18 protein-coding genes are annotated in these 12,733 nt (G+C 68.1%); 2 read left to right on the top strand and 16 right to left on the bottom strand.

Going from position 1 to position 12,733, the window contains the following annotated elements; translation table 11 throughout:
• Positions 1-7: 7 nt before the first annotated feature.
• The 7 genes from HNQ67_RS00290 to HNQ67_RS00255 form a co-directional block, all read right to left on the bottom strand.
• Positions 8-364: an endonuclease domain-containing protein gene (locus HNQ67_RS00290; protein WP_183251245.1), complete on the bottom strand. Its 357-nt coding sequence runs from the start codon at positions 362-364 to the stop codon at positions 8-10.
• 230 nt (positions 365-594) lie between these two features.
• The gene (locus HNQ67_RS00285; RefSeq protein ID WP_221247680.1) at positions 595-786 is read right to left on the bottom strand and encodes a hypothetical protein; all 192 of its coding nucleotides are present in this window, start codon (positions 784-786) and stop codon (positions 595-597) included.
• 297 nt (positions 787-1,083) lie between these two features.
• The gene (locus tag HNQ67_RS00275) at positions 1,084-1,443 is read right to left on the bottom strand and encodes a hypothetical protein (RefSeq protein ID WP_183251242.1); all 360 of its coding nucleotides are present in this window, start codon (positions 1,441-1,443) and stop codon (positions 1,084-1,086) included.
• Positions 1,444-1,726: 283 nt separating this feature from the next.
• On the bottom strand, positions 1,727-3,259 hold the full coding sequence (locus HNQ67_RS00270) for an acyl-CoA carboxylase subunit beta (protein ID WP_183251241.1): 1,533 nt from the start codon (positions 3,257-3,259) through the stop codon (positions 1,727-1,729).
• A 65-nt stretch (positions 3,260-3,324) separates the two neighbouring features.
• Complete coding sequence (locus HNQ67_RS00265) at positions 3,325-3,651, bottom strand: transcriptional regulator (protein WP_183251237.1); 327 nt, start codon at positions 3,649-3,651, stop codon at positions 3,325-3,327.
• Positions 3,648-4,094 carry a hypothetical protein gene (locus tag HNQ67_RS00260; protein WP_183251234.1) on the bottom strand — a complete coding sequence of 149 codons (447 nt, stop codon included), beginning with the start codon at positions 4,092-4,094 and terminating at the stop codon, positions 3,648-3,650. Before HNQ67_RS00260 ends, HNQ67_RS00265 begins: the two co-directional genes overlap by 4 nt.
• 79 nt (positions 4,095-4,173) lie before the next feature.
• The gene (locus HNQ67_RS00255) at positions 4,174-4,938 is read right to left on the bottom strand and encodes an ATP12 family chaperone protein (RefSeq protein ID WP_183251232.1); all 765 of its coding nucleotides are present in this window, start codon (positions 4,936-4,938) and stop codon (positions 4,174-4,176) included.
• 81 nt (positions 4,939-5,019) lie between these two features.
• Here HNQ67_RS00255 and HNQ67_RS00250 point away from each other — a divergent pair, with 81 nt between their 5' ends.
• Positions 5,020-5,397 (top strand): YidH family protein, encoded by a 378-nt coding sequence (locus HNQ67_RS00250; protein ID WP_183251230.1) that lies wholly within the window; start codon positions 5,020-5,022, stop codon positions 5,395-5,397.
• A 3-nt stretch (positions 5,398-5,400) separates the two neighbouring features.
• On the opposite strand, the gene HNQ67_RS00245 is transcribed toward HNQ67_RS00250, so the two are convergent.
• Genes HNQ67_RS00245 through crcB form a run of 3 tightly spaced genes read right to left on the bottom strand, consistent with a single transcriptional unit; the run spans position 5,401 to position 7,551 of the window.
• Positions 5,401-6,075: an HAD-IA family hydrolase gene (locus HNQ67_RS00245; protein ID WP_183251227.1), complete on the bottom strand. Its 675-nt coding sequence runs from the start codon at positions 6,073-6,075 to the stop codon at positions 5,401-5,403.
• Between the two features lie 49 nt (positions 6,076-6,124).
• Positions 6,125-7,159 carry an RluA family pseudouridine synthase gene (locus tag HNQ67_RS00240; RefSeq protein WP_221247679.1) on the bottom strand — a complete coding sequence of 345 codons (1,035 nt, stop codon included), beginning with the start codon at positions 7,157-7,159 and terminating at the stop codon, positions 6,125-6,127.
• Positions 7,156-7,551 carry a fluoride efflux transporter CrcB gene (gene crcB, locus HNQ67_RS00235; RefSeq protein WP_183252667.1) on the bottom strand — a complete coding sequence of 132 codons (396 nt, stop codon included), beginning with the start codon at positions 7,549-7,551 and terminating at the stop codon, positions 7,156-7,158. The genes HNQ67_RS00240 and crcB overlap by 4 nt, the downstream gene beginning before the upstream one ends.
• Before the next feature lie 203 nt (positions 7,552-7,754).
• Here crcB and HNQ67_RS00230 point away from each other — a divergent pair, with 203 nt between their 5' ends.
• Positions 7,755-8,975, top strand: coding sequence for a hypothetical protein (locus HNQ67_RS00230; RefSeq protein WP_183251225.1), 1,221 nt, complete (start codon positions 7,755-7,757; stop codon positions 8,973-8,975).
• Between the two features lie 118 nt (positions 8,976-9,093).
• Here HNQ67_RS00230 and HNQ67_RS00225 read toward each other — a convergent pair whose 3' ends face one another.
• From HNQ67_RS00225 to HNQ67_RS00205, 6 genes are read right to left on the bottom strand one after another with little or no spacing between them, the layout of a single operon-like run.
• Complete coding sequence (locus HNQ67_RS00225) at positions 9,094-9,609, bottom strand: CC0125/CC1285 family lipoprotein (protein WP_183251223.1); 516 nt, start codon at positions 9,607-9,609, stop codon at positions 9,094-9,096.
• Positions 9,610-9,649: 40 nt separating this feature from the next.
• Positions 9,650-10,387, bottom strand: a complete 738-nt coding sequence (locus HNQ67_RS00220) for a pseudouridine synthase (protein ID WP_183251221.1) — start codon at positions 10,385-10,387, stop codon at positions 9,650-9,652.
• Between the two features lie 38 nt (positions 10,388-10,425).
• Positions 10,426-10,743, bottom strand: coding sequence for a hypothetical protein (locus tag HNQ67_RS00215; RefSeq protein WP_246347381.1), 318 nt, complete (start codon positions 10,741-10,743; stop codon positions 10,426-10,428).
• On the bottom strand, positions 10,744-10,872 hold the full coding sequence (locus HNQ67_RS13705; protein ID WP_281380644.1) for a hypothetical protein: 129 nt from the start codon (positions 10,870-10,872) through the stop codon (positions 10,744-10,746).
• Positions 10,869-11,324, bottom strand: coding sequence for a hypothetical protein (locus HNQ67_RS00210; protein ID WP_183251219.1), 456 nt, complete (start codon positions 11,322-11,324; stop codon positions 10,869-10,871). The genes HNQ67_RS13705 and HNQ67_RS00210 overlap by 4 nt, the downstream gene beginning before the upstream one ends.
• Positions 11,325-11,375: 51 nt before the next feature.
• Positions 11,376-12,707, bottom strand: a complete 1,332-nt coding sequence (locus HNQ67_RS00205; RefSeq protein ID WP_183251217.1) for a replication-associated recombination protein A — start codon at positions 12,705-12,707, stop codon at positions 11,376-11,378.
• Positions 12,708-12,733: the final 26 nt, after the last annotated feature.

Here is a 12,733-nt window from a genome sequence, read left to right as displayed (position 1 = left end):
CGGGTGGCTAGGGCATCCGCGCCGCATGCGCCCGCACGGCGTCCAGCACCACCGCCGGATTTCGCAACACCGCCTCGTTCTCGAACCGGAGGACCGTGAAGCCGGCCCCGGCGGTCAGCCATGCGTCGCGCCGCGCATCGTCGTCGATCCTCAGGCGGTGAACCCCGCCATCCAGCTCGATGATCAGCTTGAGCGCCGGGCAGCAGAAGTCCGCCACATATGAACCTACGGGCATCTGGCGGCGGAATTTCAGATCGCCGAGGCGCCGGTCCCGCAGCAGCTCCCAGACGGCGGCCTCGGCCATCGTCGGCTCGCGGCGCGAGCGGCGGGCGGCGGTCCGGGTGCGCTCGGTGGGCTTGAGCATGGCCGGAGCGTAGGCGGGACGGGACAAGGTGTCAGCCGTCTACCAACCGGTGCGGGTGGTGCGGCTCCTTCTCCCCTTGTGGGTGGAAGGAGGTCGCACGGCGACCGACTGACGGGTGGCCCGGAGGGCCGGATGAGGGGTGTGGGCAGAGGTCTGAAAGATTGGCGGGACCACTCGAATGTACGGACAGGAAGCCGGCTTGAACCCTTCTCGCCCCGGAGTCTCACCCCTCATCCGCCCCCTGCCGGGGGCACCTTCTCCCTCAGGGGGAGAAGGAAACGGGCGACCTTCTTCTCCAGCAGGGCCACCAGCTCGGGCTGCATGAAGGCGTAGTCGTCCGGGATGTCGAGGCAGATGACGCGCTTGCCCTTCAGGTGTTTGCCGAAGCGGCGCTGGAGTTTGGCGCGGTGGGCGCGCTCCATGACGAAGATCAGGTCGGCCTGGCCGCCCCCTTCCCTTTCGTCATCCCGGCGAAGGCCGGGACCCAGCGGCGCCGAAGGCGATCTGTTCAGGCAGGGTGTCGGCGACAGGTTCGCGCTCTCGCGCGCCGCTGGGTCCCGGGGTCGCTACGCGCCCCGGGATGACGAAAAGGAAGGGGTCAAGCGCCAGGCCGGCGGAGGCGGTCTCGACGCCGGGGCGCGAGGCGAACACCCGCTCGGCCGTGGGGGAGCGGAGGCGGTTGCGGGCGCAGAGGAAGAGGAGGTTGGTCAGGTGAGCGCTTACGCCTTAGCGCCTTTCAACTGCTTCATCAGGCGGCTTCCGGACCGATGAGACACGAAGGCAATCAGAAACAGAACCACTGAGAATACAAACGCCACCCAACCTATGACCCGACTCGCTTCGGGTTGCAGTTCACCTCCAACGCTAAGAACTGCTCCGCCAAGAATGAGGGGCAACCCGAAGAATAGTCCACCAACACCAAAAGCGAAGCACGCATTAAAGATCAGACCTACACCCTTCAAGGCTTCAAGTTCTGCTTCGTTGCAGTAATAATATGGAACTTTTCGTGCGACTGTCTCGTGCGTCAAGCCGGTTGAGCGCTGAATACCTTCAACGATATTTGGATCCACGTGGGCCACTACTCGCCCTCCGCGTCCAATATTTCATTCTGTACAGCGCTGATATTTAATGTGTTTCCGCATTCCTTACAGAATAGTTGGAAACAGGGAACGGTAGTGCCTAGTACCGTAGCGTTCTTGTGGAATGTTGGGAACGTTACGAAAGTCGAATTCACCATCCAAGACGTTGAATGGCAGACCTGACATGAGATCGGAGAACGTTGCTTGTACCACGCATTAACGCGAGCGTACTCCGCTTCCGACATTTCCTTGTCGGCATCTTCCGTCAATCTCTGCCCCTCCGTCACAGTGGAATGTTGTCATGCTTCTTCCACGGGTTGTCCATAGCCTTGTTCTTCAGCGTCCGTAGCGCCTTGATCAGCCGGCGCCGCGTCCCGTGCGGCATGATCACGTCGTCGATGTAGCCCAGCCCCGCCGCCACGAACGGATTGGCGAAGCGTTCCTTGTATTCGGCCTCCCGCGCCGCCAGGGCCTCGGGGTCGCCGGCCTCCTTGCGGAAGATGATCTCGACCGCGCCCTTGGCGCCCATGACGGCGATCTCGGCGCTGGGCCAGGCGTAGTTGACGTCGCCGCGCAGGTGTTTGGAGCTCATCACGTCATAGGCGCCGCCATAGGCCTTGCGGGTGATGACGGTCAGTTTGGGCACGGTGGCCTCGGCGTAGGCGAACAGCAGCTTGGCGCCGTGCTTGATCAGGCCGCCGTACTCCTGGCGCGTGCCGGGCATGAAGCCGGGCACGTCGACGAAGGTCACCAGCGGGATGTCGAAGGCGTCGCAGAAGCGCACGAAGCGGGCGGCCTTGCGGCTGGAGTCGATGTCGAGGACGCCGGCCAGCACCTGGGGCTGATTGGCGACGACGCCGACGGTCTGGCCGTCGAGGCGACCGAAGCCGGTGACGATGTTGCGGGCGTAGTCGGGGGCGATCTCGAAGAACTCGGCCTCGTCGACCGTCTTCAGGATCAGCTCCTTGATGTCATAGGGCTGGTTGGGATTGGCCGGGACCAGGGTGTCGAGGCTGGCCTCGTCGCGCTCGGGATCGTCGTAGGAGTCGCGGACCGGGGGCTTTTCCCGGTTCGACAGGGGCAGGAAGCCGATCAGGCGGCGGACCTCGCTGAGGGCCTCCAGATCGTTCTCGAAGGCGCCGTCGGCGACCCCCGACTTGCCGGCGTGGACCCGGGCGCCGCCCAGCTCCTCGTGGGTGACCACCTCGTTGGTGACCGTCTTCACCACGTCGGGGCCGGTGACGTACATGTAGGAGGTGTCCTTCACCATGAAGATGAAGTCGGTCAGGGCGGGGCTGTAAACGTCGCCGCCGGCGCAGGGGCCCATGATGACGCTGATCTGGGGGATGACGCCCGAGGCCAGGGTGTTCTGCAGGAAGATGTCAGCATAGCCGGCGAGGGATTCCACGCCCTCCTGGATGCGGGCGCCGCCGGCGTCGAAAATGCCGATGATCGGGGCGCCGTTGGTCAGGGCCATCTTCTGGATCTTGACGATCTTGGCCGCGTGGGCGCCCGACAGCGAACCGCCGAAGACGGTGAAATCCTTGGAGAAGACATAGACCAGCCGGCCGCCGATCGTGCCCCGGCCGGTTACCACGCCGTCGCCGGGGATGCGCTGTTTCTCCATGCCGAAGTCGTGCGAGCGGTGCTCGACGAACATGTCGGTCTCCTCGAACGAGCCCTCGTCGAGCAGAACCTCGATCCGCTCGCGGGCGGTCAGCTTGCCCTTGGCGTGCTGGGCGGCGATGCGTTTTTCGCCGCCGCCGAGGCGGGCCCCGGCGCGGCGGGCTTCGAGCTGTTCGAGAATGTCTTGCATGCGGCGTCTCCTTGAGCGCGAGGCTTAAGGAGGGCCGGGGGCGGAGGCAAGCGCCCCCGCCCCTTCTACCCGGCGAACCCCTGCCCCATCGGCTCGGGGGCGGTCATGGCCGCGAGGCGCTGGAGTTCGGCGACGTGGGCGGCGAAGGCCTTGCGGCCGGCGCCGGTGAGGCTGAGCCAGGTGCGCTGGCGGCCGTCGAAGGGGGCCTTGGTCAGTTTGACGTAGCCCGCCTCCTCCAGCTGTTTCAGGTGTTTCGACAGGACCGAGTCCGAGACGCCGATGCGGTCGCGGATCAGGGCGAACTCGGCCTCGTCGAGCCCCGACAGGATGGCGCAGATCTGCAGCCGGCCGGGGGCGTGGATGACGGGATCGAAGACGGGGACGGCGCTCACCGGATCTCCTCCGCCAGTTCCCTGCGCCAGACCCGGAGCCACAGGCGGCTGCCGGCGATGGCGGCGACGAAGCCGAGCCCGCCCGAGACGAGGAATAACCAGTCGGGACCGTCGCCCCGGCCGTAGAGCGACAGCAGGATGAGGCCGACGAAGACGGCGCCGAGGGCGAAGGCCACCCAGCGGGCGCGCTTGGGCGAATAGCCGCTGACCCACCAGCCGTATTTCTTGCGCCAGGCGGTGATCATCAGGGCCAGGCCGGCCATGGCGAGCGGCAGGACGATGATCGACCAGGGCTGCGGCAAACCCGGTCCCGCCAGAAGCAGGGCGCAGACGGCGCCGTAGATCAGGTCATAGCCGACCGGATAGTCGGCCGGCGGCGCGCTGCCGGCGCGGGCGGCTTGGATGGAGGCCAACGCCTCATGGGGATCAGGGTCTTGGGTCATGGCGAACTTTCACTTTCCGATGTGGAAAGGGTAGCGCCATTTTCCAGATTGGCAAGCGTTTATTTTCCGCCTTGGAAAGTTAAGTGGCGATGACCCTGAACCACCGTTCCAGCAGGATCGCCTCGGCGCGGCGGGCGGCGGTGCGTTCGGCGGCCTCGGCGTCGACGCCCCACTGGCGTTCCTGAAAGGCCTCGTCGAGGCGGGAGGCCTCGAACGCCGCCTCGCCGGACAGCACGCCGCGCTGCAAGGCGAAGGCCAGCACCGCCGAGCCCAGCAGGGGCGTGGCCATGGCCAGGCCGGTCAGGGCGAAGTCGTCGAGGCGCAGGGCCAGTTCGCGGGCGCGGGCGACGGCGGCGGGGTCCTGCTGACGGTGAATGATCCCCTCGACCGGTTCGAGCACAACGTTCAGCTCCAGCGCCGCCCAGTCGCGCCACGGCGTCCAGCAGGCCGCCTGCTCCTTCGCCAGCGACGACGGATGTTCGGCCAGGTAGCAGACCAGATCGGTCCCGGCGAAGGCGGCGACCTCGTCGGCCACGGCCTCGCGCACCTGGGAGACGCGGTCGATGGCGGTCGAGGCCAGGCGGGTGGCCGGCATGGTGGCGGGATCGATGAACTCGCCCTGGGCGGCCCATTCCTCGGCGACGAGCCGGGCGGCGGCCTCGGTGGGCAGGGTCAGGGGGGCGTGGGCGGGGGTCTTGGGCGTACGGCCGTCGAGGGTGACCGACCATCCGCCCGGCCCTTCGGCCACGTCGACGGCCTTCCAGAAGCGTTTCAGCCGCTCCTCGGACTCGCGGAAACCCTTGCGGGCGGCGACGTTGGGATCAAGGGGCGGTATGTGGCTCATGGCGGCGCATATAGCGCGCGGGGCGGCGGTTCACAGCCCCGGCGCGCGGAACGGATGGTTTACGGCCGCGCTTGGTACGGGATGAGCGACGAGACACCGGACCGAACCGAACTGGCCGAAGACCGCACCGACTTGGCCGAGGACCGCACGGCCATGGCCAATGAGCGGACCTTCGCCGGGTGGGCGCGGACGGCGATGGCGGCGATCGGCATCGGCCTGGGGTTCAAGGCCCTGTTCAACACCATGGAGCCGACCTGGGCGCCCAAGGCCATCGCCAGCCTGTTCGTGCTGCTGGGCGTGTTTCTGATCTGGATGGCGGAACGTCGCGCCTGCGTCGTGGCCGGGCGGCTGAACACCCATGCGGCGCGCGACATGAAGCAGATGAATCTCAAGCTGATCGCCCTCGCCATCGGCACCGGGTCGCTGGCCCTGGTCGCGGGCATCTGGCTGCTGGTCTGAGGCTCAGGCGGCGCGGGTCAGGGCGGCGAATCCCTCCAGCACCACGGTCAGTTCCGGGAAGGTTTCGGCCACGTGCCGCGCGCCCGCGGCGCGCTGCTCCTCGACGGTGTGGAAGCCCCAGGCCACGCCGAGCGGGAGGACGCCGGCGTTGATGGCCATCTCGATGTCATGGGCGGTGTCGCCGATCATCACGGTGCGGGCCGGGTCGCTGTCGCAGGCGGCCATGGCGGCGTGGAGCATGGCCGGGTCGGGCTTGCCGGGGCCGTCCTCGGCGCAGTGGGAGGACAGGAACAGGTCGGCCCAGCCCTCGCGGGCGAGGTTGCGGGCGACGCCGCGGCGGTTCTGACCGGTGGCGATGGCGAGGCGCCAGCCGTCGCGGTGCAGGCGGCGCAGGGTGTCGACGGCCCCCGGATAGAGCGGTTCCTCGTGCCCCTCGGCGTACATGCGATTGAAACTGGCCCGGAAGCCGGCGATGAACCGGGCGAGGGTCGGCGCGTCCAGCCCGGGCTCCAGCACCGCCATGGCGTGCTCCAGCTTGAGGCCGACAGTCTTGCGGACGCGGTCGTAGTCGGGTTCGGGCAGGCCGATGTCGCGCGCGGCCTCGCAGGCGGCGCGATGGATCGAGGCGCGACTGTCGACGAGGGTGCCGTCGATGTCGAAGACCGCCAGGGGTCTCATTCGTCTCCTCCCTGTCGCGGAGCGATGGGGAGGAGACGGGTCAGTCCACTCATCGCTGCCGCCTCACGCCCTCGAACGGATCGCTTTCGTTGCCCTCGGCTTCCTCGAAACCGAAATGGGCGAAGCCGGCCTTCATCTCGGGGCTGAGCGGGGCCTCGACGATCAGCTTGCCGCCCGACGGGTGGTCCAGTTCGATGCGGCGGGCGTGGAGCTGGAGCTTCAGATTGCCCGACAGCTCGCGGGATTTGTCGTCGCCGTATTTCGGGTCGCCGAGGATCGGATGGCCGATGGCGGCCATGTGGGCGCGTAGCTGGTGGGTGCGGCCGGTGAAGGGGCGCAGGGCCATCCAGGCGGCGCGGTGGGCGGCGCGGCTGATGGTGGCGAAGGCGGTCTCGGCCGGTTCGGCGCGCGGGTCCTTGCGCTCGGCCGGGCGCATCATCTCGAAGTCGTTGATGCCGGTCTTCTTCAGCGGCATGTCGATCTGGCCGGCGGCGGGCTTGGGATTGCCGATGACGATGGCCCAGTAGGTCTTCTTCGCCTGACGGCGGGCGAAGGCGCCGGCCAGCCGCTTGGCCGCCTCGGGGCCCTTGCCGAGCAGCAGGACGCCGGAGGTGTCGCGGTCAAGGCGGTGGACGAGGCGCGGGCGCTCCATCCCCTCCCCCCAGGCCGACAGCAGGCGGTCGACGTGGCGGCTGGTCTTGGTTCCGCCCTGCACCGCCAGCCCATGCGGCTTGTTGAGGGCGATAACCATGTCGTCCTCGTAGAGCACGAGCGATTTGGCGAATTTGATGTCCTGCGGGCTCAGGGTGTGGGCGTCACCCGCCTGGCGCGACGTGTCGTCCGGGATCGGCGGCACGCGCACGGCGGCCCCGGCGGTCAGGCGGCCCTCGGGCTTGATGCGGGCGCCGTCGACGCGGATCTGGCCGCTGCGGGCCATCTTCTGCACCTGGATGTTGGACAGGTGCGGCCAGCGCCGGCGGAACCAACGGTCGAGCCGGATGCCGTCCTCGGCCTCGGCAACGTAGAGGGTCTGGACCTCGCGCCTGGGGGCGGGCTCGCCTCCCTTGATGGGATCGTCAGTCAAAGGGCGGCTCCGAAGGCGCGGCGGGCGACCATCAGGCCGAGGAACAGGGCGGCGATCGACAGCACCACCGAGGCGGCGACATAGCCCCCGGCCATGGCCAATTGACGGCGCTCGATCATCAGCGCTGTCTCAAGCGAGAAGGCCGAGAAGGTGGTGAAGCCGCCCAGCAGACCGACGGCGGCGAACAGGCGGATCGACTCGCCGTGCAGCCCGCCGCGGAACGCCAGCCAGCCGGCCAGCAGCCCCATCAGCAGGCCGCCGAGGACGTTCACGCCCAGGGTGGCCCACGGCCACTGGGCGGTCGGGAACAGGCGCAGAGCCCAGGCTCCGACGCCGTAGCGGGCGACCGCGCCGAGCGCGCCCCCTGCCGCGATGAGGAGAAGTCGGGTCATCATGGGCGGCTTATACTGCACCGGGCCGCAAAGCGAAGGAGCCCGTCGCCTGCTGCTTCTGACCGAAACTTCACTTGCCGGGCGGCGTGGTTAACGGCGATATCCGTGAGAACGGCGGCGCTTCGCGTCGTGAGAGAACGGCGTCGGACCGGCGGAACGATCTGCTAGGCTGGCTGACCGATCAAAAGGACCGACCCCGCGTCATGTCGCACGACGATCACAGCCATGTCCCCCCCACGCACGGCGCGCCACATGACGGCGGCCATGGCGGCCAAGGCCATGACGCCCGGGCGCAGACCAGCTACGACCCCGCGCCCAACCCGCCGCCGCGCGGGGCCGCCGACGTCGAGGACCGGGCCGTGCCCTCGGCCACCCCGACGCGACATAGCGGCCCGATGCGCAATGCGGACGGCATTCTGCACCCGATCCAGGACAGCGAGTATTTCTCGGAAGATCCGGCCGCGACCGAGCGGGTCTCGGCCCATATCGACGAGTATTTCAACCAGCCCCTGGACATCTTTCCGTTCTGGGAATCGGAGGGCAAGCCGGACCGATTCCACGTCCTGTACGCACGTCAGATCGAGGAGCGGTTCCCGGTCGACTCGGACCTGCGGTCCAACATCTACACCTATGGCCGGGGGGTGTTCGACGCGCTGCGCATCCACGTCATCATAAAGCGGGTCAATCAGGCCCTGGCCATGGCGGCGTTCGCGGCTCTGGCCCTGCTCGGACCGACCTGGTTCAGCCAGTGGACCGGGACGGACGCGGCCGGCGCGGCCGTGGCCGCCGGCGCCATGCTGGTAGTGCTGGGTCTCTACTGGGGCATCCAGCAGATCCTGTTCATCCAGTACCGCTTCCGGCTGGAGAACGATTCCTACCAGCTGTCGCGCGAGATCGTGCAGCGGTCGCGCGAACTGCAGAACCTGTTCACCAGCGGCCGCGCCATGGCCGACCAGGCCGAGACCCGCTACCAGCAGGACGGCAAGGCGTGGGGGCAGCGCGCCCTGTATCTGACGCGCCTGACCATGTGGCTGGGCGCGCGCATGGAGTACCTTGAGAAATACGTCCAGATGGAGCTGTGGCGAGTGCGCCGCGAGCGCTACTGGATGCGCTGGCTGTCGCGCATCCTGACGCCGCTGGTGTTCGTGGTCGGGGTGGCGATCTTCGCCCTGCAGCCGGGCCTGGAAGGCCATGAGGTGGCCCTGCGGAGCCTGCAGGGACTGGCTGTGGTGCTGTCGGCGATCGTCGGCCTGGCGTCCTATTTCCTGTGGCAGACGCCGACCTCGGCGGTGCAGGACAAGCTCGGCATCGAGAACTGGGTCCGCTACGCCTCGCTGGACGTCGACAACGCCGTCGCCGACCAGGTGCGGCGCGACAAGGAGCGGCTGGTCGAATACCGGGCGCTGACGCGAGGGGGGAGATAGCGCCGCCGTCGGCGGCGAGGACTTAGGGCTCAGGGCTTGGGAAACGGGCCGGGTTGGGCGGGATCGCCTTGATCATCAAATTCCTGACCCCCAAACCCTAAGACCTAAGACCTAAGCCCTACTGAGCCCTCCACCCCATGCTCTCCTGCACGCCACGCGCGTCATAGGCCGTCGGGCGGTCAGGGCGGTCGCCATTGCCCATCACCACCTCAAGCGAGGTCGAGGTCGGGGACGGGCCGCTGAAGTTCAGGCCGAGACCGACGCCGACGCCGGAGGTGCGGTAGGAGCCGTAGCGTCCGCCATAGCTGCCGGACCCGTAGCCCAGGTTGACGCTGGGTCGAAGCCCGCCGGCGCTGTCGAGACGGCCGTCGGTCCAGCGCTGCGTCACCTCGAACCAGTCGTAACCCTGGGCCGTGGTCAGTTGGGCGGCGCGCAGGAGGGCGAAGTCGGCGACCGGGCCGGGGGCGCCGACGCCGTAGTAGGTGACGCGGTAGCGGTTCGACTCGATGCGCTGCTCGGCGTAGCCCTGCCCGCCGGGACCCATCTGCGGACCGTAGGGGGCGAGGCTGGCGCAGGCCGAAAGAGCCAGGCCGGCGGCGGCGATGATGGGCAGGGTCAGGGACAGGCGTTTCATGGCGGAGCTCCGGGCTTTCCCATGAAATAGCGTCGGGCCGTCAGGAATGTTCCGGGAGTTCCGCCGCTTGCCTCAAGGCCTCGAAATCGGCGGGGAGCGGGGCCTCGATGGTCAGATCGCCGCCTTCGGGGTGAGGAAAGGCCAGTTTCGCCGCGTGCAGCATCAGTCGGGGCGCGGCGCGGCCGGCGAAGGTCAGGGCGCCGCCGTAGCGGGGGTCGCCGACCAGGGGGCGGCCGATGTGGGCCATGTGCACCCGCAACTGGTGCATCCGCCCGGTCAGGGGCTCGAGCTCGACCAGCGCCCCGTCCTCCGAGGCCGACAGGGTGCGATAGCGGCTTTGGGAGCCCTGGGCGCCGGGGGCGTCGAAGGCGCAGACGCGCATATAGCTCTCGCGGCCGATCTCCTGACGGACCAGCGGGGCGTCGATCCGGCCCACGCGCGGTTCGGGCGCGGCGGAGATGAGGGCCAGATAGGTCTTTTGGAAGCGCCGCATCTGCAACGCCTTGCCGAGGAAGCTGGCGGCGGGCTTGGTCTTGGCGGCCAGGATGGCGCCGGAGGTGTCGCGATCGAGCCGGTGGACCAGTTCGGGCCGCTTGCCGTTCGAGCGCATGAAGGCCCACAGCAGATCGTCGAGCGTGTGCGCCCTGATCCGCCCGCCCTGGCTGGACAGACCGGCGGGCTTGTTCAGGACGAGGATGTGCGCGTCCTCGTGCAGCACCCACGCGCGGACGGCGGCGGTCTCGTCTTCGGACAGGGATACGGGGGAGCGGTCGGCCACGGCGCGTGCTTACGCCAACCGCCCTCCCCCGTCAGCCCTCAGCGCAGCACGCCCTTCTTCGACATCGTCCAGGCGTACCAGATGAAGAAGACGCAGGCGGCCCCGATGACGACCTGCATCGGCCACATGTCTCCCAGGAGCTCGCCGCCATCGGACAGGACGAAGGCGTAGATCACGCCCGCCACCCAGCCGAGGAAGGAGATCACGAACACCGGAAGGGCCCAGTTGCGGCGCAGCAGCAGCAAGATGCCGCCCAGCAGACCGCCCCAGACGCCGATGGCCCAGGCCGCGTGCGCCCAGGCGGGCGTGGCGTGGAAATAGGCGATCTGCGCCTCGGTCATGCCGAACTGGACCAACTAGGCTTCGCCCTGCAGCTGGGTCATGGTGTAGTCGAAACAGCCGAAGGCGTTCCACAGGACGGCCACCACGCCGACGACCCACAGGTGCCAGGGCGTCCGGGCGCCGCCGAGACCCGAGGCGGTCAACGCAGCACGCCCTTCTTCGACATGGTCCAGGCGTACCAGGCGAGGAAGGCGGCGATGACCACGATGACCCAGGGCATGAAGCTCATCACCGCCAGTTCCGCCGGCAGCGCCGGGGGCGGGTTGATGAACTGGCCGTAGACGAGGCTGACGACCGCCCCGATCAGCGACAGACCGAAGGCCCAGACGGCGAACCGGCTGCGCATCAGCAACAGGATGGAACCTGCTACGGCGCCCCAGACGCCCAGGATCCATGGGGCGTACATCCAGGTGGGCAGGCCCATATAGTAGTCGATCATGGGCTGGTCGAAGCCGGACGCCTGCATATAGGCCGCGCCCTGCGTCGTGGTCATGATGAAATCGAAGCCGCCATAGCCGTTCCACACCAGCGAAACCACACCGACCACCCAGAGGTGCCAGGGCGTCGAGGTAGTCATCTTCATGGTATCGGTCATCGTCCCCTCCCAAGGATAATCCGAGGACGGGAGAATGGGCTGAAAACAGGGTTACGGCAACGGTTCCGCTGACGACCCGTCGTCCGCCTGCATCTTCGCCCGCAGCGCCGCCCAGCGCTCGAGTCGCTCCCTGACCTTGGCCTCATGCCCTTCGCCCCTCGGCGCGTAAAAGGTGCGACGGTCCATACCGTCGGGGAAGAAGTTCGCACCGGAGAAGCCCTCGGGGGTGTCGGGGTCGTATTGGTAGCCCTTGCCGTAGCCGAGTGACTTCATCAGCTTCGTCGGGGGGTTGCGGATGTGGGCGGGGGGCATCAGGGAGCCGGTCTCGGCCGCCGCCCGCTTCGCCGCCTTGAAGGCCTCGTAGACGCCGACCGACTTGGGCGCGGTGGCGAGGTGGACCACGGCCTGGGCCAAGGCCAGTTCGCCCTCGGGGCTGCCGAGGAAGTCGTACGCATCCTTGGCGGCGTTGGCGACGAGGAGGGAGAGCGGGTCGGCCTCGCCGATGTCCTCGACCGCCATTCGCACGATGCGACGCGCCAGATAGAGCGGATCCTCGCCGCCGTTCAGCATCCTCGCCAGCCAGTAGAGGGCGGCGTCGGGGTCCGAGCCGCGAACCGATTTATGTAGCGCAGATATGAGGTTATAGTGCTCTTCTCGACTCTTGTCGTAAGCGGGCGCGCGCTTCTGCAGGATGCCGGCGAGGGCCTGGACGTCGAGCGGCTCGGCCGGCTCCAGACCGAACAGCACCTCGGACAGGGTGAGCAGATAGCGGCCGTCGCCGTCGGCCAGGGCGAGCAGGGCCTGACGCGCCTCGGGGGTAAGCGGAAGGGGTTTTTCCTCCTGCGCCTCGGCCCGAATCAATAGTTGATTCAGAGCTTCGTCATCGAGCCGTTTGAGCACGAACACCTGGCTGCGCGACAGCAGGGCGCCGTTCAGCTCGAACGACGGGTTCTCTGTGGTGGCGCCGACGAGGGTGACGATCCCCTCTTCCACGAACGGCAGAAAGCCGTCCTGCTGGGCGCGATTGAAGCGATGGATCTCGTCGACGAAAAGCAAGGTGCTCTGGCCGGCGGCGCAGCGCATGCGGGCGGCCTCGAAGGCTTTCTTCAGGTCGGCGACGCCGGAGAAGACGGCGCTGATCTGCTGAAACTGATAGCCGGAGGCCTGGGCCAGCAGGCGGGCGATGGTGGTCTTGCCGGTGCCGGGCGGTCCCCACAGGATCATCGAGCCGAGCCGTCCGGCCTCGACCATGCGCCGGATCGGCCCGGCCTCGCCCAGCAGGTGATCCTGGCCCACCACCTCGTCGAGGGTGCGGGGGCGCAGGCGGTCGGCCAGCGGCGCGTCGGGGGGATGGATGCCGGAGGCTTCGAACAGATCGGTCATGGACGCTCAGAGATAGGCGGTACAGG

The organism is Brevundimonas basaltis, assembly GCF_014202075.1.
Taxonomy (GTDB): Bacteria; Pseudomonadota; Alphaproteobacteria; order Caulobacterales; family Caulobacteraceae; genus Brevundimonas; species Brevundimonas basaltis.
Note: the sequence above shows the minus strand (reverse complement) of the source record. Positions and strands in the feature narration are given on the sequence as shown.

What these genes read in the sequence shown, in the direction of transcription:
- HNQ67_RS00290 (WP_183251245.1), bottom strand. Translation starts at nt 364, where the DNA reads ATGCTCAAGCCCACCGAGCGCACCCGGACCGCCGCCCGCCGCTCGCGC.
- HNQ67_RS00285 (WP_221247680.1), bottom strand. Translation starts at nt 786, where the DNA reads ATGGAGCGCGCCCACCGCGCCAAACTCCAGCGCCGCTTCGGCAAACAC.
- HNQ67_RS00270 (WP_183251241.1), bottom strand. Translation starts at nt 3,259, where the DNA reads ATGCAAGACATTCTCGAACAGCTCGAAGCCCGCCGCGCCGGGGCCCGC.
- HNQ67_RS00260 (WP_183251234.1), bottom strand. Translation starts at nt 4,094, where the DNA reads ATGACCCAAGACCCTGATCCCCATGAGGCGTTGGCCTCCATCCAAGCC.
- HNQ67_RS00255 (WP_183251232.1), bottom strand. Translation starts at nt 4,938, where the DNA reads ATGAGCCACATACCGCCCCTTGATCCCAACGTCGCCGCCCGCAAGGGT.
- HNQ67_RS00250 (WP_183251230.1), top strand. Translation starts at nt 5,020, where the DNA reads ATGAGCGACGAGACACCGGACCGAACCGAACTGGCCGAAGACCGCACC.
- HNQ67_RS00245 (WP_183251227.1), bottom strand. Translation starts at nt 6,075, where the DNA reads ATGAGACCCCTGGCGGTCTTCGACATCGACGGCACCCTCGTCGACAGT.
- crcB (WP_183252667.1), bottom strand. Translation starts at nt 7,551, where the DNA reads ATGACCCGACTTCTCCTCATCGCGGCAGGGGGCGCGCTCGGCGCGGTC.
- HNQ67_RS00230 (WP_183251225.1), top strand. Translation starts at nt 7,755, where the DNA reads ATGTCGCACGACGATCACAGCCATGTCCCCCCCACGCACGGCGCGCCA.
- HNQ67_RS00225 (WP_183251223.1), bottom strand. Translation starts at nt 9,609, where the DNA reads ATGAAACGCCTGTCCCTGACCCTGCCCATCATCGCCGCCGCCGGCCTG.
- HNQ67_RS00210 (WP_183251219.1), bottom strand. Translation starts at nt 11,324, where the DNA reads ATGACCGATACCATGAAGATGACTACCTCGACGCCCTGGCACCTCTGG.
- HNQ67_RS00205 (WP_183251217.1), bottom strand. Translation starts at nt 12,707, where the DNA reads ATGACCGATCTGTTCGAAGCCTCCGGCATCCATCCCCCCGACGCGCCG.